The organism is Streptacidiphilus sp. P02-A3a, assembly GCF_014084105.1.
Lineage (GTDB): Bacteria > Actinomycetota > Actinomycetes > Streptomycetales > Streptomycetaceae > Streptacidiphilus.
This window is the reverse complement of the sequence record NZ_CP048289.1, coordinates 4,372,177-4,396,843: the sequence shown is the minus strand read 5'-3', so window position 1 is coordinate 4,396,843 and position 24,667 is coordinate 4,372,177. Positions and strand designations below refer to the sequence as shown.

Annotated in this window: 15 protein-coding genes; 8 read left to right on the top strand and 7 right to left on the bottom strand. The window is 69.2% G+C overall.

Annotation, left to right across the window (positions count from 1 at the left end; translation table 11 throughout):
- The first annotated feature begins 95 nt into the window (after positions 1-95).
- Positions 96-545 carry a TIGR03667 family PPOX class F420-dependent oxidoreductase gene (locus GXP74_RS19100; protein ID WP_182452660.1) on the top strand — a complete coding sequence of 150 codons (450 nt, stop codon included), beginning with the start codon at positions 96-98 and terminating at the stop codon, positions 543-545.
- A 78-nt stretch (positions 546-623) separates the two neighbouring features.
- Positions 624-1,448 carry a site-specific integrase gene (locus GXP74_RS19095; protein WP_370468555.1) on the top strand — a complete coding sequence of 275 codons (825 nt, stop codon included), beginning with the start codon at positions 624-626 and terminating at the stop codon, positions 1,446-1,448.
- Here GXP74_RS19095 and GXP74_RS19090 read toward each other — a convergent pair.
- Both GXP74_RS19090 and GXP74_RS41470 read right to left on the bottom strand, forming a co-directional pair.
- Positions 1,424-1,918, bottom strand: a complete 495-nt coding sequence (locus GXP74_RS19090) for a hypothetical protein (RefSeq protein ID WP_182452659.1) — start codon at positions 1,916-1,918, stop codon at positions 1,424-1,426. The genes GXP74_RS19095 and GXP74_RS19090 overlap by 25 nt on opposite strands.
- Positions 1,890-8,918: a polymorphic toxin-type HINT domain-containing protein gene (locus tag GXP74_RS41470; protein ID WP_182452658.1), complete on the bottom strand. Its 7,029-nt coding sequence runs from the start codon at positions 8,916-8,918 to the stop codon at positions 1,890-1,892. The genes GXP74_RS19090 and GXP74_RS41470 overlap by 29 nt, the downstream gene beginning before the upstream one ends.
- Before the next feature lie 990 nt (positions 8,919-9,908).
- Between GXP74_RS41470 and GXP74_RS41845 the strand changes: the two genes are divergently transcribed.
- Positions 9,909-14,513: a LamG-like jellyroll fold domain-containing protein gene (locus GXP74_RS41845; protein WP_182452657.1), complete on the top strand. Its 4,605-nt coding sequence runs from the start codon at positions 9,909-9,911 to the stop codon at positions 14,511-14,513.
- Between the two features lie 115 nt (positions 14,514-14,628).
- Here GXP74_RS41845 and GXP74_RS19075 read toward each other — a convergent pair whose 3' ends face one another.
- Positions 14,629-15,384, bottom strand: a complete 756-nt coding sequence (locus tag GXP74_RS19075; protein WP_225448041.1) for a kinase — start codon at positions 15,382-15,384, stop codon at positions 14,629-14,631.
- A 437-nt stretch (positions 15,385-15,821) separates the two neighbouring features.
- Between GXP74_RS19075 and GXP74_RS19070 the strand changes: the two genes are divergently transcribed.
- Positions 15,822-16,346 carry a pyridoxamine 5'-phosphate oxidase family protein gene (locus tag GXP74_RS19070; protein ID WP_182452655.1) on the top strand — a complete coding sequence of 175 codons (525 nt, stop codon included), beginning with the start codon at positions 15,822-15,824 and terminating at the stop codon, positions 16,344-16,346.
- Positions 16,347-16,432: 86 nt separating this feature from the next.
- Here GXP74_RS19070 and GXP74_RS19065 read toward each other — a convergent pair whose 3' ends face one another.
- Positions 16,433-17,464, bottom strand: coding sequence for a YafY family protein (locus GXP74_RS19065; protein WP_182452654.1), 1,032 nt, complete (start codon positions 17,462-17,464; stop codon positions 16,433-16,435).
- A 114-nt stretch (positions 17,465-17,578) separates the two neighbouring features.
- On the opposite strand from GXP74_RS19065, the gene GXP74_RS19060 reads away from it, so the two are divergent.
- Entirely contained in the window at positions 17,579-17,977 is a 399-nt protein-coding gene (locus tag GXP74_RS19060; RefSeq protein ID WP_182452653.1) for a VOC family protein, read from the top strand.
- A 97-nt stretch (positions 17,978-18,074) separates the two neighbouring features.
- Here GXP74_RS19060 and GXP74_RS19055 read toward each other — a convergent pair whose 3' ends face one another.
- Entirely contained in the window at positions 18,075-18,524 is a 450-nt protein-coding gene (locus GXP74_RS19055) for a MarR family winged helix-turn-helix transcriptional regulator (protein WP_182452652.1), read from the bottom strand.
- Between the two features lie 79 nt (positions 18,525-18,603).
- Between GXP74_RS19055 and GXP74_RS19050 the strand changes: the two genes are divergently transcribed.
- From GXP74_RS19050 to lgt, 3 genes are all read left to right on the top strand, one after another.
- Positions 18,604-19,566: an LLM class flavin-dependent oxidoreductase gene (locus GXP74_RS19050; protein WP_182452651.1), complete on the top strand. Its 963-nt coding sequence runs from the start codon at positions 18,604-18,606 to the stop codon at positions 19,564-19,566.
- Between the two features lie 133 nt (positions 19,567-19,699).
- Positions 19,700-20,881: a tetratricopeptide repeat protein gene (locus tag GXP74_RS19045; protein WP_182452650.1), complete on the top strand. Its 1,182-nt coding sequence runs from the start codon at positions 19,700-19,702 to the stop codon at positions 20,879-20,881.
- A gap of 163 nt (positions 20,882-21,044) precedes the next feature.
- Positions 21,045-21,926: a prolipoprotein diacylglyceryl transferase gene (gene lgt, locus GXP74_RS19040; RefSeq protein WP_182452649.1), complete on the top strand. Its 882-nt coding sequence runs from the start codon at positions 21,045-21,047 to the stop codon at positions 21,924-21,926.
- Positions 21,927-21,953: 27 nt separating this feature from the next.
- On the opposite strand, the gene GXP74_RS19035 is transcribed toward lgt, so the two are convergent.
- Positions 21,954-22,982, bottom strand: a complete 1,029-nt coding sequence (locus GXP74_RS19035; RefSeq protein ID WP_182452648.1) for a phosphotransferase family protein — start codon at positions 22,980-22,982, stop codon at positions 21,954-21,956.
- A 112-nt stretch (positions 22,983-23,094) separates the two neighbouring features.
- Positions 23,095-24,660, bottom strand: a complete 1,566-nt coding sequence (locus GXP74_RS19030) for a glycoside hydrolase family 76 protein (protein ID WP_182452647.1) — start codon at positions 24,658-24,660, stop codon at positions 23,095-23,097.
- Positions 24,661-24,667: the final 7 nt, after the last annotated feature.

The following is a 24,667-nucleotide window of genomic DNA, read 5'->3' as shown; positions in this document are numbered from 1 at the left end:
ACATGGCGACGAACGGGATTTGCCGCGCCCATCGTGTGGTTTCCTCTGTGGCTTCCTGCGCGAGCACGAGACCGCCGAGAGAAGGGCACAGCAGCATGGACCTCACCTCTGGTCTGCCGCCGGGCGACCGCGAGCGAGTCGAGGAGCGACTGCGGCGCGATCTCATCGCCTGGCTGACCACCGTGCGGCCGGACGGCCAGCCGGTCAGCGTCCCCGTCTGGTTCCTGGTGCGCGAGGACGGGACGATCCTGCTCTACACCCAGCCGAAGAAGGAGAAGCTGCGCAACTTCGCCGCCAACCCGAAGGTGAGTCTGACGCTCGACGGCACCGACATCGGCAGGAACATCGTCCGCATCGAAGGCGTCGCCCGCCCCGCCCCCGATCAGCCGACCGCCGACCAACAGCCCGCCTACCTGGCCAAGTACACCGAGCGCATCACCACCGTCTTCGGCCCCCTCGAACGCTTCACCGAACTCTTCCCCACCCCCCCTGATCATCACCCCCACAAAACTACGCACCTGACACCCCCTCAACGCCCGGCCTAGCCAGCGACGTTCCGGAGGATCACCTCTTCGCTGACGGCGTGCTCCAAGGCGGCCTCGATCGCCGAGTGTACGTAGACGATCGTCACGCATGGCGACTCCTCAACCCCAACGCCTCGGGCTCCTCACCGCCAAGCAGGTCCGCGCGTTCGTCGCCGCCACCGACGCCCATCGCTGGACGCACTGGTCGAACTCACCCTGCACACCGGACTATGCAAGGGCGAACTCCTCGGCCTGCGCTGGGAAGACCTCGACCTGGCCGGCGGAACCGCCAGCATCCGCCGCACCCTCCAACGCACCAACTCCAGCGGCCTGACCGCGCTGCCAACCAAAACCCAGAGCTCGGAACGGCGCATCGCCCTGCCCACCGAGTGCCTGCGCTCCCTCGAACAACACCGCGACCGGCAGCTCCAGGAATGCGAAGCAGCGGGAACGGGCTGGAAGGCGAGCCGGTATGTCTTCACCCGGCCCGACGGCTCCCCGATCGAGGGTGCCACGCTCACCCGGCACTTCAACGCGCTTCTTCGCCGGGCCGCACTGCGCCACATCCGCTTCCACGATCTCCGGCACTCGGCAACCACACTGCTCCTGGAGCAGGGCGTCGAACTGGTCGTCATCAAGGAACTCCTCGGCCATGCCCACATCGGGGTGACCGCCACGGTGTACGCCCACGTCCGACTCCGCCTCCAACGCGACGCCTCGACCTCCCCGGCAACGCCCTCCGCAACCCTGACCAGCCCACCACCCGACCCGGCAACGAGGGCGAACCACCCGCTTGTGGAGCGCCCGTCCGCCGACGTTGCCGTCAACTACTGCCGTCAGGCACCCAGAGGCCCCACCGGAGCGCCATCCGGTAGGGCCTCTGAATTTCATCAGCCCAATTACATTGGCCCAACTAGCATATAGGCCACCTCTGTCTCATAATTGAATGTCTCTGGAACCATGCGAACAGTCCGCCCAGTTGCATTGGCAATCACTTGCATGAATCCCCTAGCATCCTCGATATCAGAATTATCGAGGATATCCCGAGGGCTTCCCTGAAAGTCGATCAGTGACACCGAATAGAAATTCGTCGTCCATAGCTGTCGTCCGATCTCAACCGACATCACGAATGAGTTCTCGTCACCGTCAGCAAACATGTCGGTCGTGATGACAGGCGGAATGGCAACATCGCACCGCTTCACCAAGAGAGGGAAGCCCTTAGCTACGAGTGCATCGAATGTCGCGACCCACTCATCATAGGATGCCGATGTCACGCACACCTCAATCAAGGCACCGCCCTGCGCTTCCATTAGCCACAGGAACGCATCTGGTGATAGGGGGTCCATATTCCGCCAATTCATCAATTCAGTGGTCCAGAAACCCGATGAACTCATTCGTGTCAGTATCCCAAGATGCGCCCATGTCAGGAAGCAGGTATTGGGCGACGTTTCGCCCCTCTGGGTTCGTGTATGCCTGGACCGCAGTCTTCGGGTTCGTCAGGAGGTCGTTGATCAAATACTTCGACATATCAACCCGCTCCCGTCCTGAGTTCAAGTTAATCAGGGACGTACCCGGGCGATTCATATGCTTTTGATACGCGCGCGAGGCCGGACTGTCGCCTGCTTTCCCATTGAGCGGATCGGTCGCACTTTTGCTTAGATCGTCTGCTCCACCACAATTGTGGACCAAGATCGGCGTAGTGCCAGCGAGTACATAGTACGTGTGGAGCTGCTGGACGGTGAGGTTGTAGCGGTTGGCTGCGCCGGGGGTGGCTTGGAGGGTGGCGACGTGGGCGGGTTGGGCGGTGGGGGTTTCCAGGGCGTGGCCGGGGGTGAGCTGGTTGGCGGGGACCCAGGTGTGGAGGGTGTCGTCCCAGAACGCGTGCTCGGTGGTGGTGTGGAGGGTGGAGACGTGTCCGTGTGAGTCGCGGACGTTGACGTCGATGAGGTTGTGGTCGTAGTGGACCATGGTGGCGACGACCGGGCGGGATCCGTCGGGTTTCCCGGTCTCGGGGTTCGCGGTCTCCACGTGGTCGCCGGGCTTGATGGCGCTGATCGGCTTGGTCTTTCCGCCGGCCATCAGCACGAGGGTGGTCGCCGCGAAGCTGTTGACCAGGCAGGAGGCCTCGCTGTCTCCCTCCTCCGCGCCTTCTATGCCGCCGTCCATGAGTTCGTCGATCTCGGGGAGGGCCGCCGTCGCGGCTCCGTCGGTTGCGACTTCGACGACACCGTCCACGACGACATCGGCGACGACGGGCAGCGCCTGTTCGGCGACGTCTTCGAGCGCGCCCAGCCAGCCGTGGTGGCTGGCCTTCCGGGCGGCCTCCTCCTGGCTCTGGATCTGCTGTTGCGCCAGCTCGGCCTCGGCCTGTTCCTCCTGGGCCAGGGCGAGTTCCGCTTCCTCTGTCTGCTCCTCGGCCAGTCGTTCCTGGTCGGCGATGATCGCCAGGCTGGTGAAGCTGTCGCTCCAGACGCTCCAGTACAGGCCCCTCGCGGCTTCCCTGTCGATCTGCGAGTTCAGCCAACTCATCGCGCGTTTCTGCCCGTTGACAACACCCCCGTGACCGACCGGGTCGCCTCCTGCTTGGAGGTACACAGCGGTGCCGGTGGGGTCGCTGCCGTCGACGGGGTTGTTGGCCGCGTAGCTGTAGCCGTTGAGCTCCTGGGTGTCCGTGGCCTCGAAGAGCGGGTCCAGGCTGATGAAGGTGCCGGTGGTGGGGTCGTACTGGCGGGCGCCGTCGAGGGTGAGGCCGGTGGTGGCGTCGGTCGGGCTGTTGAGGAAGCCGCGGTTGTCCACCCACGTGGTGGTGGTGCCGCGGGGCGCGCCGTAGGGGGTGAACTGACGCCAGGTGGGGGTCTGACCGGTTGAGTCGAGGTAGAGCTCGCCGGTGCCCTGCTGGTTGGCGAGCTCGAAGTCGTAGTTGGTGCCTGCGGCGTTACGCACCGCGGTCCCGCCGCCGGGCAGGGCGTAGTAGCGCACTCCGGTGACGGTGCTGGTTGTCGCGTCGTCGGTGATCTCCTCGCTGGCGGCGTACAGCGTGGTGTCGTCGCCGTCGATCTGCAGGAGGATGTTGCCGTCGGCGTCGTACAGGTAGCTGGAGTCCCCGGCGGTGGGGTCGGAGCCGGAGCCGGTGGCGGATCCGGTGACCGAGGTGACCTGGTCCTGGTTGTTCCACCTGATGGTCTGGGCCCCGTTGGCGGGGGTGGTGCGGGTGGTCATGTTGCCGTCGGCGTCGTAGGTGTACGCCGTACTGCTGCCGCTGGTGCCGGTGCTGGTGGAGGTCAGCGTGTGCGCCTGGCCGGTGGCGTTGCCGTTGTAGCTGTCGGTGGTCGTGGTGGTGGTCGCGGTACTGGTGGTGCCGGTGGCGTAGTCGGTCTCGGTGGCGCGCTGGCCGGTGGGGGTGAAGGTCCAGGTGGACCAGTAGGCGCTGGCACTGCCCAGGAGGTCGCCGACGGTGCTGTCGTTGCCGGGCGTGGGGGTGGCCGCGCACTGGTCGGTGGCGGTCCAGGCGGCGTCCAGGCGGTTCTGGCTGTCGTAGGTGTAGCACTGGGTCTCGCTGTTGGCAGCCGAGCCGAGGCGGGTGTCCGTCTCGGCGGTGATCTGGCCGTCCGCGTTGTAGCCGTAGGCCTCGTCGTCGACGGCGGTGGGGTTGGTGCTGCGGGTCACGAGCTGGTCGGTCAGGGCGTTGGTGTGGGGGTCGTAGGTGTTGGTGACGTAGGCCTCGCTGCCGCTGGTCCCCAGGCTCTGCTGTTCGACGTTGCCGTAGGCGTCGTAGCTGGTGCCCTGGGAGTAGCCGTAGCTGGAGGCGAGGCCGTTGGGCAGGTCGAGCGCGGTGGTGTAGGTGTGCAGGACGGTCTCCAGCGGCAGTCCCGCGCCGGCCGGATAGGTGTCGCTGCTGAGCAGGCCGGTGTTGAGGCTGTAGCCGTGCTTGATGGTCCAGGTCGTGCCGAGCCCGGTGCCCTGGGCCGCCGAGGGGACGGTGACCGATTCGCCCAGTGATTCGCCGAAGACGTTGAAGCCGAGGGACTGGGTGACGTACGGGTAGCCGTTGTCGTAGGCGGTCTCGGTTGTGGTCTCACCGAGGGGGTAGGTCATGCCGGGCACGGCGTTGTTCGCGTTGTCGTAGCCCCACGAGGCGGTCTCGTTGCCGGGGGTGGCGGCCGAGACGTAGGGGGCCTGCGCGGCGGTCGTCGACGCGTAGGTGGCGGTCTTCCGGCTCAGCGCGTCGTAGGTGGTGGAGGTGTAGGTACCGTCGGCGTCCTCGGACTGGAGCAGGTTCCCGTCGGCGTCGTAGACCATGGTGCTGGTCCCCGCGTCGGGGTCGGTCTTGGCGGTGATCTGCCCGAGCAGGTTGTACGTGCTGGTCCAGGTCGAGCCGGCGTTGGTGGTGACCGCCTGGTTCCCGTGCCCGTCGTAGCCGTAGCTGATGGGGTCGGTCGTGCCGCCGGTGACGTACCACAGGCCGGTGAAGGTGTTGCTCGGCTGGGTCAGGGTAGGGGCGGTGGTGTACTGGGCCACCGTGGTGGTGCGGCCGAGCGGGTCGGTGCTGGTGGCTGTGACGGTGCCGCCGGTGGGCGGGATCACTGTGGTGGTGGAGCCGTTGTACACCGTGGTCGTGACCGACTTGACGACGGAGTACTGCAACGAGGTGTCGACCACAGTGCGGCCCAGGCCGTCGAGGGTGTACTGGTCCTGGTCGGCGACCTTGTTGTCGGCGATGGAGTCCAGTGCCAGGACGGGGGTCGTGCTGGGGTCCCAGCAACCGGTGTTCTTCTTGGACAGCCAGCCGCGGCTGTCGTAGAAGTCGTCGGTGATCAGCCGACCGCCCTGGGCGGTGGGTGTCTGGGTCTGGCGCACGCGTCCCATGGCGTCGTCGACAGTGACCGAGGTCTCGTAGCCCAGTTCGTCGTTCATGGTCTGGGTAGTGGTGCCGGAGACCGAGGTGTCGGAGACGGTGTAGCTGTAGATGATGTTCGCCGGCGTGCTGGTGGCGCGGGAGTCCTTCCACACGTCGACCAGCCGCCCCAGGGCGTCGTAGTGCTCGGTGCTGACCACGCCGTTGGCATCGGTGGCGGTCAGGGTCAGCGCACGGGTCGGGTCCAGGGTGACCGAGGAGGTCTGCGACAGCGCGTCGGTCACCACCCGCGCGGTGGCCAGGCCCACGGTGTTGTAGCTGGTCGTGGTCGCGGTCAGATTGCCGTCCGGGTCGTAGCTGTCGGCCACCTGTCCGTGGGCGTCGTACGTCTTGCGGCTCTCGGTCTGCCAGGTGAACGCACCCGGGGTGCCTCCCGAGGCCTTCTGCGTCATGGTCACCTCGCCGACCGTGGGCGCGTTGGCCTGCGGGAAGGCGGTGGAGAAGGTGGTGTCGTCGTAGAAGCTGCGGTCAGCGGAGACCACCTGCGCGGCGGTCACCGAGGCCGGGGCGCCGAGGGTGTTGAGTGCCGCGGGGGTGGAGGAGACGCTGCCTTCGGTGAATCCGGAGCAGGCGACCGAGTCCGTCTCGGTGGAGCTCGCCAGGCCCACCAGGTTCAGCGCGGTGTTCGGCGCGGCGTAGCTGGTGGAGGTGCACGAGTCGTAGGCGCTGTCCGCCGGAACGGTGTGCGTGTAACTGTGTTCCACCAGGCCGAATTCGGGGTCCGTGGCGGCGGTGTCGTAGCTGTCGTCGGACTCGGTGACGCGCCAGGTGGTGGTCCCGCCGACGGTGACCGCCTGCCGGGTCCAGCTCTCCACCTGGCCGGTCATGTTCGCGGTCAGCGCGGGCAGGCCGGTGCGGGTGCGGGTCGCCACCGCGCCCGAGACCCAGTAGGAGGAGATGGTGGAGTGGTCGATGGGACCGCCGGCGCCCAGGTAGGTCGTGGTCTCCAGGGCGTTGCCCGCCAACTCGTCGCTGTCGGTGTGCTGACCGCCCTGGGAGTCGGTCAGGGACACCGACCGGGTGGTGGAGGCGGTCAGGTAGTCGCCGTCCATGCCCTGGTAGTACGAGGTGATGGACTCGGTCTGCGGATCGTTGACGATGTCGCCGGTCAGCGTCTCCACGTCGGCGTATCCGCGGAACTGGCCCCAGGAGCGGTACTTGGGCTTGACGACCTCGTTGTCGTCGTAGTGCCAGGCCGGGGCACCGGGATACTTGTAGTCGGTCTCCTCGGTCAGCGCTCCGCCGGTGGAGTCAGTCTCCAGGACCTGGGTGACGGCGTACTTCTCGAACCAGTCCTCCACTGGCGCGCTGTAGTCCAGCGGGGTCCAGTAGACCGGGTAGCACGAGGACGTGTTCGACGAGGGGGTGATGGAGGCGACGGAGGTGGCGGTGCAGGCGTCCGGCAGGCCGTAGGTCACCCCGATGACCTCATCGGTCTCGGTGGTGACCTTGTTGATGCGCCACCGGTACAGGCCCGGGTAGTTGGCGGTGGACACCCGGTTCTGCAGGTCGATGCCGGAGAACGTGATCGGCGGCAGGGCGATGGCTGTGGTGGAGCCGCCGGCACTGGTGTCGTAGCCCGTGTGGTTGATCTGGGAGAGCCACAGGGTTGGTGAGGTGCCGTCGCCGGTCAGTGGCTCCGTCTGGGTGAGGCTGTAGCCGTCGACCTTCTCATAGGCGGAGTTGGCCGTGGAGTACTGCTCGGTGGTGATCCCGGTCAGCCGGACGGTGGAGAAGAACGACGTCCCGTAGGACGTGCAGGTCGCCCCCTGGGCGCAGAGCAGGTCGAAGGGGACGTCCGGGTACTCGGTGGCGGCAGTGGCGGCGGTGATCGAGGACAGCGAACCGCAGGTGGTCGCGACGCAGCGGCTGGCGGTGCTGTACAGGACCTTGTCCGGAACCGTGCCGTAGGCGCCACCGTCCTGGAAGCCGTAGTCGACGTGGTCCAGGTAGGAGTCACGCACGTAGGACAGGCTGCTGGAGCCGTTCTTGGCCCCGTTGTCGGCGCCGTAGTAGTTGGTCGCCTGGTCGTAGTAGTACGCCATCGCCCCCTTGTCCGGCGAGACGACGTAGTCCAGGTGCCACTGGTAGGCCATGGTGCACTCGGAGGAGGTGAACCCGGACGTGGAGTAGCACGGATCGCCCGAGTGCGCCGAGTAGACCGGCTCCGTGTCCACGGAGCCGGTTGTCGCGTCCCCGGTCTTCCAGCCCGGCAGCTCGTTGCGGCCGAACTCGTACTTGATGCCCGAGCGGTCGGTGACGACCCAGTAGTCGGTGTTGTAGGTGCCGCTGCCGTTGCCCGACGAGGTGACGTGGGTGACGGTGTCGCCGTCGTCGTCGGCCAGGGTGTACGTACCGTTGTCGTAGACCAGCGGGGTCGACTGACCGTTCAGTGACAGGGTCAGGATCTGGCCGTCGTAGCACTCGTCGTTGGTCGAGGACGGTGCCGCCGTGCCCTCCGGGTCGTCGTCGCAGGGGGTGAAGGTCTGGCTGATGGACGAGTCGGCGGTGGACCAACCGTCACCCACCCACGAGGACTGGGCCTCGGTACTGGCGGTCTGGCCGTCCACGCTGCCCGAGTCGTAGCTGAGGTTGGCCGTCGGTTCGAGCGGGGTCGGGGCGTTGGGCAGCGTGACGGGATAGGTGTAGTCCCACGAACCGCTCGCGCCCGACTCCGTCCAGGAACTGGACGGGGAGACCACGCTCGCCGCGTACGAGCCCGTGGCCCCGCCCTCCTGGCCGGTCGAGTCCGTGGCCGCGATCACCTCGCTCCCTAAGGCCGCCGACGAGGTGAGCGCCCTCGTCCCGGAGGCCTGGGATGTGGTCGAAGCGGGCAGGGATATGGGAGCCGACACACTGGTCGTCAGGTAGTCGACGCTGCTCGCCAGGGGCGTCTGCCTGCGGCAGGCGGCCAGCTGGGGCGTGGTCAGGGCGCAGCCGGGCAGTTGGACCAGGCGCAGCCGGGACGCGTAGTCGCCGCCGTAGGCCTGGGCGAAGGAGTCGTAGTCCAGCCCCACCTGGAGCCTGCCCGCGCTCGCGGGGCCGGAGACGGTGAACACCACGCCCGACACATCCAGGTCCGTGGCGGTACTGTGCGCCAGCACCTTCACCGCGACCGCGCCCTTCGGCGCCTCAGTCTTGGCGGTCTTGGCGGTCTTGGCGGTGTTGGCGGCGGCGGTGCCCAGGCGCTGCACCCAGACCGGAGTGGCCCCCACCTTGACCTTCGCGCCGAGCGACTGGCCGCGCGCGGGGACGGCCACCACGGCCGATCCGGACGTGGCGGCGGGCCAGGTGACGGCGGTGGCCTTGACGGTGGTCGGCATCTGCTCGACCGGCTGAGGCTTGACCGGCACCGGAGTCAGCCCGGTGACCGGTTTGACTCCCGCGGGTTTGGGAGCGGAGGCCTTGGTGGCGGCGACGGCCACCGCCGGGCCACCCAGCAGGGATGCCAACATCGCCCCGGTGGCTGTGACGGCCACCCAACGACCCCAAGGACGTGTCGGGTTCGGAGAAGCGAGCGCCCCGGACCTCATCGACCCGTTCCCCCGCATAACCGGCACATCGCCGAACCCCACGTATTCACAATTATCCCTGACAATCAGTCAGTCCAGGAACCATCACCGCGGCCACCGGAATCAAGCAGATCATTCCGCTGCGCGATCGCGGACGGCAAGGCCTGATGGTTAAGAAAACTCACACCTCGGGGGACCCGTACAATCCGGGCAGGGAAATCCCTCCAAATCGCGCTATTGTCCGCCATTTGACTGGACATGTCATCTTGACAATGTCGGAACTCGCTGAACTCAGGTCCTGGTCTTGACATACGTGGCATCCTCGGCAGAGACGTCATCCGTGCGCCTACGCCTCACTTCCGACAAGATTTCCGGGGGGATTTTCGTGCGGGCCCTGATCCCGAATGCCGGACACCAGAGACACGTGGATCTTCATGGTCCCGGCGGGCGGAAGTCCCACGCAGCTGGTGATGGCTTCGGTGGTACGTGGCGGGTGCGGGTGCTGACCAGCGGGGCGATCCTCAGCCGGGAGATCACCCGGATGCCGACCAGTAGCTCCTCATCGCGGCCCAATAGGAGATGCCCGTGTTGCCCGCAACATTCACTAAACATCGATTTACGGCCATAGTTGCCGCTATTCTCGGCGCGCTGACGCTGGGATCCGGACTGCAGGCCTCACCGGCCCACGCGGCACTTCCGACTCCCGGGCAAAACGTGAGCAGTTCCTCCGGTAAAACCCTGACCGCAGCGCAGGCCTCTTTGCGCGCGGAGGAAACAGGGCATCCTGTTCCGGTCACGTCGGCCGAAACGGCGACCGAGCAGGTGGTCGCAAACAGCAACGGCAGTTACACCATGACTCAAAGCGTAGCGCCCGTACGCAAACTGGTCGACGGAACGTGGAAGCCCCTCGATCCGACATTGCGGCGAAACGGTACGACCAACACGATTTCGCCGGCGGTGACGACCAGTTCGCTCAGCTTCTCGAACGGCGGCGGCGGCCCGCTGGCGGTGATGCGCTCGGGCGACAGCTCGCTCACCGTGTCCCTCCCCGCTGACCTGGGAACGCTTCCCCGGCCGACGCTGTCGGGCGACACCGCCACCTATGCCGGTGTCCTGCCCGGTGTGGACCTGGAGCTGACCGCTGACGAGCAGGGCGGCTACAGCGAGGTACTGGTCGTGCGCAACGCCGCCGCGGCCGCCGACCCGGCACTCAGAACCCTGGTCCTCCCGACGCAGGTGACCGGCGCGAAGCTGTCCGCCGACGCTGCCGGGAACATCACCGCCACCACACCACAGGGCCGGACGGTGTTCTCCGCTCCCGAGCCGCTGATGTGGGACTCCCAGGCCCCCGTCGCGGGCAAAGCCCCGCGCCTGGTCACCGATCCGCGCACCGGCGCCGCGGTGGACGCCGCCACCGGGCAACCGGCCACCTCCAGCCCGGCGATGCCGGGCGAGGACGCCCACGTCGCCGGGATCGCCACCCGGGCCAGTGCCCACACCATCACGCTGGTGCCGAACGCCGCGCTGCTGGCCGGCCACCACACGGTCTACCCGCTCTACCTCGACCCGAGTTTCGCGGCCGGCGGTGTCAATCAGGACTGGACCTTCGTCGACTCCTACTACGACAACGCCAGCTACTGGAAGAACACCGGCGTCACCGCCATGCACGTGGGCGATGAGGAATGGTCGGGTCCGTACTCGGTGGACCGGACGTTCGCGCAGTTCTCGGTCTCGCCCGACCTGTACGGCGCCAGCGTGTCCTCATCCACCTTCTACGCCACCGAGACCTGGTCCGCGTCGTGCACCGCGGAGCCAGTGCAGCTGTGGTGGACCGGCTCCATCAGCTCGGGCACCACCTGGAACAACCAGCCGGCCTGGAACAGCGACGAGGCGACCGACAACATCGCCAGCGGTTGGTCCTCCTCGTGCCCGGCCGACTCCCACGGCTGGACATCCAGTGGCCTGACCTCCCTGATGCAGACCGCGGCCACCGGCAGGTGGGCGAACGTCACGCTGGGCCTGCGGGCCGGCGACGAGAGCAACACGTACAACTGGGAGGAGTTCGACCCTTCCACCATGTCGATGACCACCGTCTACGACAAGACCCCGAACACCCCCACCGCCTTGAGCACCAACCCGGCCTCCCGCTGCGGCGGCGCCGTCACCACCCTGGGCAACGGCTCGATCTCCCTGATCGCCCAGGTCTCCAGCCCCGACAAGGGCAACCTCACCGCCGAGTTCAAGTCCTGGGAGACGAACGCCAGCAGCACCGCCCTCGACAACGCCAACCTGGCCGTGGTCTCCGGGACCGACGCCACGCTGATCATCCCCGAGACGACCCTGATCGCCCGCTCCGGCAAGACCTCCCCGATGGAGTTCTCCTGGGATGTCGCGGTCACCGACGGCACACTGACCTCCGGCACATCGAAGACCTGCAGCTTCACCTTCAACCCGGCCGCTCCCGGCGCACCGGCCCTGAGCGACTCCAGCGGCGCGGACTGCAACGCCTCCACACTGACGTACACCGTCGGCGACCGCGCCACCTTCACCGTCGCCCCGAGCGCCAGCGGCGCGACACCCTCGAACTACGTCTACCAGATCAACGGCGGCGCGGCCGTCTCCACCACCCAGACCACCCTGACCGTCATCCCGACCCGGGCCACCAACGTCCTGACTGTCACCGCGGTGGCCGCCGGCGGCAACATCGGTGACTCCGCCACCTGCGTCATCGAGGCCGCCGCCCCGGCGACAGCCGCCGACGGGGACCTGAACGGCGACGGGCTGCCCGACCTGATCACCGTCGGGAACAAGAACGGGCTGCCGCCCGGCCTGTGGCAGGCGGACAGCCAGTCCGCCGGTACCGGCCAGGTCGCCACGCAGGCCACCGACATCGGAGCCCAGGGCACCGGCATCGACACCGCCATCAGTGCCACCAGTCCCCAGGAGTGGAACGGCCTGGAGGCCTTCACCGGCCACTTCGCCACCGGCGGCAGCGGCTTCAACGACGTCGCGACCTACAACCCCAGCGACGGTACCGCCACCATCCTGGACGGCAACGGCGACGGCTCCGCCCTGCAGATCGCCAACGAGCAGGACGTGGTCAGTGGCGCCTTCACCGACGGCACCGGTTCGGCACCCGTCTACGCCACCCACCTCGCCAACGCCGGCAACCTCAACAACACCGCCAGCGGGAACACCGGGCAGGGCGGGAACATCATCCTCGCCCAACCCGACCTGCTGATGACCATCGACGGGTCGCTGTACCTGTCGCCATCCGCGGACACGCCCGGCGGATACTTCACCTTCGGCTCGCCGAGCACCACCAGCGACATCGACCTGCTGGACACCAACCCCACCGGGACCGGCAACTGGAACGGCTGGACGATCACCACCAGTCTGGTCGCCACCACCCCCTACACCTCCCTGCCCGCGCTGTTCGCCCGCGACGACAGCACCGGCGCGCTCTACTACTACAGCCCCACCGCGACGCTGGACCTCGCCCAGAACGTCATCCAGGGCACGAACACGACCGTCACGCCCGTGGAATTGGAGACCAGCGGCTGGGGCTCGACCACCTACCCGGTGATCGAGGGCGCCGAGTTCGGCGGCAGCGCCGGCCTGTGGGGCGTCTCATCCACCGGCGCCACCACGGACGTCACCGCCGCCTCGATCTCCGGGTCCACCCTCACCACGACCGTCCCGCAGCAGATCGCCGCCGAAGGCCACACCTGGGCCCTGGACGACAACACCACCGGCACGGTCACCACCGCCGCCGACACCACCGGCAACCCGGCGCTGACCCTGACCGGCGACAGCGGCACCACCTGGGACACCGGCGACGCCAACTTCCCCGCCGACGTCGCCTTCAACGGCACCAGCGGCAGCCTGTCGACCACCAGCGCCGCCGTGGACCTGACCCGGAGCTTCACCCTCTCCGCGTGGGCCAAGCCGACCAGCTACGGCGGCGCGGTGATCTCCCAGAGCGGCTCCTCCGACTTCGGCATGGTCGTCTTCCCCAGCGCCACCGGCTGGCAGTTCCAACTCAACACCGGATCCGGAACCGGGCTGACCTACGACGTCATCACCGGCGGAACCGTCAACCTCGGCGCCTGGGCCCACCTGACCGCGATCTATAACGCGACCACCAAGGTCATGGACCTGTACGTCGACGACGTCCACGTGGCCACCGGCCCGCACACCGCCCCCAGTACCGGCGCCGACGGGGACTTCCTGATCGGCTCCGATCTGTACCAGGGCGCCGGGTCCGGCCACTTCGCCGGTGACGTCGCCCAGGTGCAGACCTGGTCCGGTGCCGTCGTGCCGCCCGCCCAGCCGTACACCGCGGCCGGCTACCACCAGTCCGTCACCGCCACCCGCATCCTGGACACCCGCTACAGCACCGATCTCAGCCACACCACCGGAATCACCGCGGGCAGCGCCACCGTCGCCGCCGGATCCGTCACCGCGCTGCAGATCAGCGGCGACACGGTCACCCCGAGCAGCACCGGGTCCCCCACCACCATCCCGACCTCGGTGACCGCGGTCGCCGTCGACGTCACCGCCGTCAACGAGTCCACGGCGGGCTACCTGACCGCCTACGCCGACAACACCCAGCAGCCCGTCACCTCCTCCACCAACTACGTCGCCGGCACCACCGTGACCGGCAACCAGATCGTGCCCGTGGGTACCGACGGCAAGATCGACCTGTACGCCTCCGGTGGCCCGCTCGCCCTGGTGGTCGACCTCACCGGCTACTTCACCAGCGACGCCACCGTGGCCAACGACCAGACCTACACGCCCCTGGGCGTGACCCAGCGGGTCCTGGACACCGGCAGCAGCGTGGCCGGCACCAGCCTGTCCGGCACCGGCCCGGTTGCCGCCAACTCCTCCTTCACACTGCAGGTCACCGGCGCCGAAGGACTGTTGGGCGTCCCGGCCGGAGCCACCGCGGTCGCCGCCAACATCACCACCTACGACGAGACCGGCGTCGGAGGCCTGTCCGTCTACGCCACCGGCGCGGCACCCGCCAACCTGACCAGCCTCACCTACACCGCCGGTACCGGCGACGCCTCAATGGCCGCTGACACCCCGCTCAGCAGCGGCGGGACCATCACCATCGCCGACTACGGATCGGCCACCGACGTCATCGTGGACGTCTCCGGCTACTACACCAACTCCACCACCGGGGAGACGTACCACACGGTCAACCCCACCCGCATCGTCGACACCCGCAACGGAACCGGCGGCAGTGCGGGCCAGGTCGCGTCCGACACCCCTTACCTCGTCAGCGGCACCGACATCCAGCAGGTCACCACAGCCGCGGTGCCGACCCTGGTCGGCGTGCTCACCGCGACCGATGCCACCGGCAGCGGCTTCGCCGTCGCCTACGCCAACGGGCTCACCCGCGTCCCCGACGGCAGTTCCAGCATCAACTGGGTCAGCGGCGTCGCCAGCAGCAACCTCATCATGACCCCGACCGGCAACGGCGACGGACTCGACATCTACAACAACAGCTCGGCACCCGTCGACTTCGTCCTCGACAGCAGCGGCTACTTCGCCTGACCGAACAGCCCGTCCACACGCACCACCCGTGCCCCACCACCGATGCCGGGCGGCCCTCACCGCCCGGCATCACCCACGTCCGCCCAGCAGTGGGCCGACCCGCCCGGGGGGTGGTTCAGTGGACGCGGTGCAGGCGGAAGCGGCGTGCTCCCAACGGTCGCAGCAGCCGCGCCGCCTGCGCGGCGCGGGCGCGCACGTCGGGGGTGTCGGCGAACAGCAACCCGACCAAGGTCCCGCTGTGCGCGACCTGCACACCCGCCGCCGCACACACCGCCGCCACCTCACGAGCGGGATCCAGCAACGGGTTCGGCAGGTAGCGGCCGTTGATGACGGCGCTCTCGGTGGCCACCTTGCCGACCAGCCCCACGTCGCGCTGCTCCAGCGCCCGGACCATGTCCTCCAGCAGCCCTTCGAAGCTCGCCAACTCCGCCGCCGTGTAAGCCGGAAGAGCCATCAACTCGGTCAACACCCGACCCTCGGGCGGCGCCGAGTCGCACCCCAGCACCCACAGCGGCGGCAGACAGGGCAACGTGCGCACCACCCGGCCCTCGCGCTGCGCGAACAGCACCGTGGTCCCGCTGTACATCAGCGGATCGGACGCCGACTCGACCCGCGCCGCGATCACCGCCGTCCCGCGCGGCGTCAACTCCCGCCCCAACGCGTCATGGACAGCCCGGATCGCCGCCACGATGTCACACGAGGACGAACCGAAACCCTTGCCGACCGGGATCGTGGAGCGGACCTCCAGCACCCCGCCCAACTCCGCGCGCCCCAACGCGGCCAGAGCCTGCCGCGCGGCCTCACCGGCCTTGACCCGCTGCGCCGGAACGACCGTCAGGGCCCGGTCGCCGACGGTGGGGGTGAAGCACACCCTGCTGCTGATCTCACGAACCGGCAAGGTGATCAGACCCCGCTCCGCGCGGGCGAACGACCCCTGCAACAACTCGCCATGATGCCCGGTACACAACCCGGTTCCGGTGTTCGGGACGGATGAGGGCGCCTGCCACGGTTGCGGCAGACTCCCGACTGCGTTGCGCATAACTCAGACGTCCCTTTCCGTACTGCCGTGAACTGCCGTGCAGGCAAAGCGTAAACGGCCACGCTGTCCGCCAGACCGCCGCAGTCCGCAGTTGAACACCCGGCCCCGATCCACGCACCGCAGGTCAGCGACAGTACGACCGAAACGGGCAACACACGCCCGCAACACACACCGGCACGGACCCGTCGCCCGCGTGTCGCGCGCCCCGTGGGGCCGGTCGGACGGCATCGTGGGTCCTTTCGGGCAGTTTGAGGCAGGAGGGAACCCCCATGACCGAGCTCACGCCCCTGCGGACGAAGAACCTGGACACCCTGTACGGCACCGCGACCCTGGAATGGGAGCGGGTCGAGGCGGCGATCGCGGCCGTCACCGCAGGCCCCGGACGCACCTGGTTCCTGGGCACCGTCCGGGCGGACGGCCGCCCGCACGCGGCCGGGATCGGCCACATCTGGCACCGGGGAGCGGTCTTCTTCACCACCGGCCCCGGGGCCCAGAAGACCCGCAACCTGCTCGCCGACCCGCGCTGCACCCTCACCGCGGGCCTGACCGAGTGGGACTTCGTCTTCGAGGGCAGGGCCGTACGCGAGAGCGACCCCGGCGTCCTGGCCACGATCACCGCGAAGTACCGCGAGATCGGCTGGCCCGCCGAGGCCCAGGGCGACGTCGTCGCCGCCCCCTACAGCGCCCCCAGCGCCGGCCCCGGGCCCTGGCAGCTGTACCGGATGACCGTGTACACGGTCACCGCCACCGCGATGACCGAACCGCAGGGCGTGACGAAATGGTGGTTCCGCTGAGCGGACCCGCAACGACCGCCGCCGGGCCGCCGGGGCCCGGCCACCAGGCAGGACCCCGGCGGAGGATGAATCGGCCGCCCCGGAGCTCAGGCCTGCTGGGCGGCCTGCCGCGCGCGGGCGGACAGGCGGGCAGCGAACTCCTGGACAAGGGTCCGCAGCTCGGCGGGCTGGTCGATGAGGAAGGGGCGGTCGAGGGCCGCCAGCAGCGGAGGCAGCCAGTCGAGCCGTTCCGCGCGCAGCTCGACCCGCAGCCAGCGCTCGGCCGCCGGATCCGCGTCCGGGTCGAGGTCCGGGTCGAGGTCGGGGTCGGGGTCGGGGTCGAGGTCGTGCACGCTCGCGACGGCGGCCGGTAGCCGGGCGCGGACCTGGTCGGCGGTGGCGTGGATCCGCAGGCGGACCCGGTAGCGGTAGTCGGCCGTCGCGAAACCGGACAGCAGGCGCTGCGCCGGGTCGGGCTCGGCAGGGGCCTCGAAGGAACCGGGCAGTGCCCGCGCGTCCGCGATCCGATCGAGCCGGAAACTCCGCTCCTCCCCGGCGGCCGGGTCGTGGCCGGTGACGTACCAGCGGCCCGCGTGGGCCACGAGGCCGTACGGGTGCAGCGTGCGCTCGCTGCGTCGGTCCTGCCGGTCGGTGTACCGGATCGAGACCGGCCGGTGGTGGCGCACCGCGTCGGCGACGGTCAGCAGGACCGCGGCGTCGGGGGCGGCGGACTCACCCGGCGGCTGGGTGAAGGCGAGGGATTCCAGGACCGCCTCCAGCCGCCCGGCCAGCCGCCGCGGCAGCACCCGTCGGATCTTGGCCGCCGCCGTCTCGCCCGCGGTGGCCGCCGCCGTCGTCAGCCCCGTCCGACTGCCCGCCACCAGGCCCAGCAGCACCGCGATCGCCTCGTCATCGCTGAGCATCAGCGGCGGCAGACGGTAGCCGGGGGCCAGCCGGTAGCCGCCGTAGCGGCCCCGCACCGCTTCGACCGGCACCTCCAGCTCGACCAGCTGGTCCACGTACCGCCGCACGGTGCGACCGTCCACGCCGAGCCGGTCGGCGAGTTCGGCCATCGTGCGGGTGCCGCCCGATTGCAGCAGCTCCAGCAGGGTCAGCACACGGCCGGTTGGTCGGGACATGCGTCGACTCTACCGCCGATAGTGGACCGATTCTGTCCAGTATTCGGGCTAGCGTGCACAGCGAGGCCAGAAACGGCCGCACCGACACCAGGCCCAGACTTCAGGGAGAACACCATGGACTTCGTCTCGATCCGGATCATCACCGACGACGTCACCCGCCTCGTCACCTTCTACGAGAAGGCCACCGAGGTCCCGGCGACCTGGTCCACCGAGGACTTCGCCGAGCTGCGGACCGCCTCCGGCACCGTCGCCATCGCCCACACCCGCACCGTCGCGCTGTTCGCCGCGGGCTCCTCGCGCCCGGCCGACAACCACAGCGTGGTCATCGAGTTCCTGGTGGACGACGTGGACCGGACGTACGAGCGCCTGACCGGCCAGGTCACGGACTTCGTCAACGAGCCCACCACCATGCCCTGGGGCAACCGGTCGCTGCTGCTGCGCGACCCGGACGGCAACCTCGTCAACTTCTTCACCCCGGTCACCGCGGCCGCGATCGCGAAGTTCGGCCGCTGACGCCCGCACCCCCCGGCCGGGCCGCACACCCGGTTCCATGCGGCCGCTTCGCCGACGTACCCCGCCCCGGCCCCGGGTGAACCGCCTGGCCTCCCGCTCAGGCCTGCGGTCCCGGCTCGGCGGCCAGCGTGCCCAGCGCCCGCAACAGGGTGTCGGCCTCGGCGGCGGGCAGCGGCGCCAGGAAACGGCGCTCGGCATCCTGCCGGACGTGCTCCGCCCGCCGCAGCAACGCCCGCCCCTGATCCGTGAGTTCGACGATGTTCTTGCGCCGGTCAGCGGGACTGCGGCGGCGCTCCGCCAACGCCCGGGCCTCCAGGGCGTCGACCACGCCAACCATGGTGCTGCGGTCGACGCCGAGTTGGTCGGCCGCTTCCTGCTGGGACAGCGGGACCCCGGATCCGAGCACGGCCAGCACCGCCAGGTCACGGCCGTCCAGGCCGAGCGGGGCCAGCGCCTGGGCCGAGGCCTGGGCGTAGCGCAGTTGGGCGTGCTTGAGCAGGTAGCCCAGGCGGCTCGACAGGACGGTAGGGCTCGTATCGCTCGGCATCGCACCAGGATATCTCCACCCGGCAATAGTTTGCCTTTCTGATGATTGAGACAGCTGATGATTTGCTAGGCTGATGGCCATGAGTCAACTACCGCAGCAGCCAGTTACGTTCGGCATCAAGACCACTCCGATGCGGGTCTCCTACGCGGACATCCTGCGCGTCTGGCAGGAAGCCGACGAACTGCCCGAGATCGCCGACGCCTGGCTGTGGGACCACCTGATGCCCATCGTCGGCCCCAAGGACGGCACGGTGCTGGAAGGGTGGACAGCGCTCAGCGCACTCGCCGCACGCACCCAGCGGCTGCGCCTGGGACTGCTGGTCACCAGCAACCGGCTCCGCAATCCCGCCCTGCTCGGGAAGATGGCCACCACCGTGGACGTCATCTCCGACGGACGGCTGGTCATGGGCCTGGGCGTCGGCGGCACCCACCAGCCCACCGGAGCCGGTGGCATCGCGGGCGAGAACCCGGCCGCCGCCGAATACGCCGGATACGGCATGACCCTGGTATCCCCCGGCGAGGGCATCGCCCGGCTCGCGGAAACCATCACGGTACTGCGCGGCATGTGGACCCAGGACGTCCTCGACTTCCACGGCCCCTACCACCGGCTGACCGGCAACCGCCACGAACCCAAGCCGGTCCAGCGCCCAGGGCCGCCGATCCTGATCGGCGGCTGGGGCACGCGGCTGCTGCGGCTGGTCGCCGAACAGGCGGACATCTGGAACGTCCCCGGCCCACCGCACAACAGCGTCGAGCTGGTCACCGAACGCAGCCAGGTCCTGGACGCCCACTGCGCCGCCATCGGCCGCGACCCGCGCGCGATCACCCGTTCCGTCCAGTACATCGTCACCTACGACGACCCCGCCGCGGACCGCGCCGCGCTCACCGCACTGATCGCGGCAGGCTTCACCCACATCGTCCTCAGCCTGCGCGCCCCCTATCCCCCGAACGTGGCCCACCAACTGGTGGACCAGCTGATCCACCCGCTGCACGAGCTCGGCCGGCCGGCGGTGACCCGCACACCCAGCGTGCCCAGGGGGTGACCGTCGCCCTCGCCGTCCTCCAACGAGATCCACACCTACCGGTATCCTCCGCGGGGAATCACGTGACGTGTGACAAGGGGGGCCCGTGCGCGATGGACTGTGGGCGAGGATAGGCGATGGCGTCAGGGGGATCGTGGACGGTGCCAAGGCTGGAGTCAGGCTGGCCACCGACCCCGAGAGCCACGACCTACCGCCGCGCGTTGTCTTCAATCTCGCCGTACGGAGCCAGAAATCGGGGGACGCGGCGGCTGCACGGGCCGGTTATCGCCAGACCATCGACTCGCAGCACTCCGAGTGGGCGCCGACCGCGGCCGTGAACTTGGGCTCGATGCTGGCACGGGAGGGGGACGTGACCGGTGCGCGGGCCGCCTACCAGGTCGCCATCGACTCCCATCACCGCGACCAGGCCCCACGCGCCGCGGACAGCCTGGGGCTGCTGCTGAAACGGTCCGGGGACGCGGAAGACGCGAAGGCCGCCTTCCAACTGGCCGTCGACTCGTGCCACAGGGACCTCGCCCCGCGAGCAACGTACAACCTCGCCGTGCTGTTGACGGAAACGGGCGACACCTCGGCCGCGCTGGCCGCCTTCCGCCTGGCCGTGGACTCCCACCACCCGCAGTGGGCCCCGAAGGCAGCGATCGGCCTGGGAAATCAGCTTGCCGAGGCGGGAAACGTAACCGGTGCACGGGCGGCCTACCAGGTAGCCATCGATTCCCGCCGTCCTGAGCAGGTCAGCGAAGCAGCCCTCAACCTCGGGGTCCTGCTGGCGGGGACCGGTGACCCGCAGGGCGCGCGAGCCGCATATCAGCTGGCCATCGACACCCCGCACCCGGACCACACCCCGCACGCGGCCTCCTACCTCGGCTTCCTGCTCGCCGACCTGCCGGACAAGACCGACGCACGGAAGGCGTTCCAGCAAGCCATTGACTCCGGACACCACGAACATGCCCCGGAGGCCGCACTCGGCCTCGGTCTGCTGTTCCACGACGCGGAGAACCGGCCGGCCGCAGAGGCGGCCTACCGACGGGTTCTCGCCTCCCGCCACCCGGAGTGGGCCCCGAAGGCAGCGCTCAACCTCGGCGTTCTGCTCAAGAAGTCGGGCGACAACACGGGCGCACGTGCGGCCTATCAGGTAGCCATCGACTCGGGACATCCGGAGCACGCTTCCAAGGGGGCACTCGCGCTCGGCCTGCTGCACCTGAAAGCCGGTGACACCGAGGGTGCGCGGGCCGCCTTCCGACTGGCCGTCGACTCGCCCCACCAGCAGGTTGCGGATTTCGCGCGAGAGGCGCTCCAGCAGCTGGACGGCGGCTGAGGAGTGCGACGGCTGTGACCGGAACCGGGCGGGACTCGTGACGCTCACTGGTGACGCGGACGGCTCCCTCGGTCACCGTGGGTGGTGGTCGGGGTCTGTGTGGTGGGTGGGGTTACCGCGTAGGCTCGTGGTCATGCTGCTTGCTTCCATACCGTCGCCATCGGTGAACGGCTTCCACGTGGGGCCGTTGTTCGTGCACTTCTACGCGCTGATGTACATCGTCGGGATCAGCCTCGCCGTGCTGGTCGGCCGACGCCGCTGGAGTGCCGCCGGAGGCGACCCGGCGATGGTCGAGGAGATCGCCCTGTGGGGAGTGCCCTTCGGCATCCTCGGCGGACGCCTGTACTTCGACCTCACCACCCCCTCCCAGATCCCCCCGCACTGGTGGGGACCACTGGCGGTATGGGACGGCGGCCTGGGCATCTGGGGCGGCGTCGCCCTGGCCACCGCCGTCTGCGTCTGGCGGCTACGCAAAGCGGGCACCAGCGTCACCGGCATGATGGACGCCCTCGCCCCCAGCCTGCTCATCGCCTCCGGCATCGGCCGGATCGGCAACTACTTCAACCAGGAACTCTTCGGCGGCCCCACCCACCTGCCCTGGGCACTGCAGATCGCCCCACAGTTCCGCCCCCCGGGCTACCTCCAGGACACCACCTTCCACCCCACCTTCCTCTACGAACTCATCTGGGACCTCCTGCTCGCCGCCGTCCTGGTCTGGCTCGGACACCACCGCAAACTCGCCCCCGGCAGCCTCTTCGCCCTCTACATCGCCGGATACTCCACCTTCCGCATGTTCGAGGAATCACTACGCGTCGACTACTCCCAACACTTCCTCGGACTACGCCTCAACTTCTACGTCGCCGCCGCACTGACCCTCGGCGCCCTGATCTGGCTCACCCTCCTGCAACGCCACCAACACACCACCCCCACCGAACCACAACCCGAGCCCGATGAGGCACCCGACAGCGCCGGGGACGACCCGGACGACGACGATCCGGAGCCTCCCCGGAGCAGCGCCCCGGCGGCCGAGCACCCCCGGGACTGATCCCCGCCGAGCGGGGGGTGAGTGGCGCTACGGGCGGTGGGACGGCAGCGGGAGGAGGGTGGGCCAGCGGGAGTGGGTGTGTCGGCGCAGGTCGGTGGCGAGGTGGTGGAAGGCGGACAGGTCGGGGCGGGAGGCGGTCAGCGCGGCGACCACGGTGAGCCGGTGCAGCAGGCGCTGCCGGGCGGTGGCGGTGCCCCAGCTCCAGTCCTTGCCGGGGAGCCGGGCCAGGTGGTCGACGCTCTCGCGGCGGGCCCGCTCGACCAGCGCGTCGCCGCGCAGCAGCCAGCCCGCGCAGGCGTCGGTCAGGTCGCCCTCGGGCTCGGTACCGGTAGCGGTGGTCCAGGCGGTGCGGTAGGCGGCCTCGGCCCGCTCCAGCAGCGGGGCGTCCGCGCTGGTCGCGCACCAGCAGGTGGGGAAGCCGATGCGCAGGTAGGCCAGTTCCATCAGGCCGTTGCCCAGCGAGGCCTGCTCGAAGTCGATGAACCGGACGCCGTCGCCGGTGTGCAGGTCGTTGCCCGGGCAGGGATCGCCGTGCAGCAGCGCGTTGCCCGGCGCCCGGGCCAACCGGTCTACCAGGGCGTCGAGTTCACCGGCCACGCCCGGCGGCACGCTGGCTCCCAACGCCTGGGCCAGGGCCAGGAAGGAGGCGGTGTCACGACCGGTGGGCGGCGACCAGGCGGGCAGCACGCCCGCGTCCTGCGGCTTCCCGGTGGCGTGCAGCCGGGCCAGGGCGGCGGCGTAGTCGACGATCCAGTCGCGCGGCGGCGGACGGTGTTCCACCTGCTCCAGGACCAGTACCCGCTGCTCGGGGTCGGTGGCCAACAGCGCGGGTACCACCGGTGGTTCGGCGCGGCTCGCCAGCCGCAGCGCGGCCAGCTCGCGCGCGTAGCGGTGGTCGGCGTCCGGGCCGTCGACGACCTGCTTGACGATCACCGGCGCGGCGGGCAGCTCGACCCGCCACACCCGCGAGCGCGGGCTGCTGTCCAGCCGCCGAGCCCGTCCCGGCGGCCCCAACCGGGCCCGTAGTGCGTCCCCGAACGGCAGTCGCGAGTACATCGGTCCATCCTGCCACGCCGGTTCGGGTTCCGGCGTGGCAGCGGCGTTCGGGACGGCCCACGGCTCCGTGACGCGCCTCCGGGCGGGCAGGTGCGTCCTGTGCGGCATCGGGTCAGAGTTGGCTGTTGAGCGCGTCGAGGGCGGACTGGGTGTCCGGGTAGTCGACGTCGGCCAGGGGACCGGCCCAGGCGAGACCAGACTGGCCGACCGAGTCGGTGTCGTTGCTCTCGATCGAGTCGGCCTGCGCGCTCAGGAAGGTGCTGTAGGTCGAGACTCCGGTCAGCCGCTGGAAGTCGGACAGGCCGCGGACGAAGGCGCCCTTGAAGGAGAAGCCGTCGGAGGCGCAGCCGTTGGGCTCGCAGGGGTCGACCAGGATCCCGTTGCTGGTCAGGTGGGTGGTGGCGGCGGTGGCGATGTTCTCGGCGGAGGTGAGCAGTGAGCTGTTGCCAGTGGCGTGGTAGAGCTGGCCGAGGCCGGCGAGGATCACGCCCTGGTTGTAGCTGAAGGTGGCTTCGCCGTTGTTTGTGCAGGTGGAGGTGGTGAGGCCGTCATTGATCAGGTCGTTGGAGTTGATCAGGCCGCTGCCCTGGAACCAGCTCCACTCCGCCTGCGCGCGTCCCAGGTAGGCGCTGTCACCGGGGATGTCGTTGTGGAGTTCGGCGTTGAGTTCGAGGTAGAGCTCGTTGGCGATGGCGTTCTTGTAGGTCTTGGCGGTGGACCACCACACGCCGCCGCCACAGGTGTTGTCCCAGTACTGGCTCATGTAGTTCGCGTCGGCCTCGGCGACGTCGAGGTAGGAGTTGTTGTCGGTGTACTCGTAGGCGTCCAGCCAGGCCAGGCCCCACCAGCCGGTGTCGTCGATGTAGGAGTCGGTGAAGTTCGCCGAGTTGATGTTGTCGTTGTAGGTCGTGGAGATCACCGACGGGTAGCTGGCGTTGCCTGACCGGCGCATGTAGTCGGTCAGCGCGGTCAGCGCGTTGGCGTCCTGCCAGCTGTACGGCCCCGAGTCCCACAGGCCGGTGGCGGGGTTCCAGTACGCCGCGAGGGCTTCCGCGGAGTCCGCCGCCGTACCGGATCCGATGTCGGCCTTCTCCCAGGGGGTGCAGGCGATGTCGACGCGGTTGCCCGCCTTGCCGCAGGCGCGGACGACACCGGTCTGTCCGGCGGAAGGGTTGTCGATGTTGTCCATCAGGGTGCGCCAGCCGGTGTCGCCGCTGGGGATGGTGGTGTCGCCGAGCTTGGAGCCGTCACTCCAGGTCTGGCCGCCGTCCCAGGAGCGGTCGAGCCACACCTCGTCGGTGGGTGAGCCGTTGGTGATGCCGGCCCAGGCCATGTCGTCGGGGTCCGAGATGTGCAGCTCGATGGAGCGGGACCAGACGGTGGCCACCGACGCGTCACGGTCCCCGACGGCCACGGCCGGATCACGGCCGTCGCAGTACTTGGAGCAGACCGAGGTGTTGGCCGGCCGGGCGGAACCGGCGCTGCTCGCCGCCGTGGTCGTCGCCGCTGCTGCCGTCGCCGCCGTGGTCGTCGCCGCTGCTGCCGTCGCCGCCGCTGCCGTGGGCGCGGGGGTCGCGCTCGCCGGTGCGGCACCGGCGAGCGCCACGGCTACGGCTACGGCTGCGGCCAGTGCGAGCACCCGGGCCAGGCCCGATCGCACACGTGTGTTGATCCGCATGACGCAC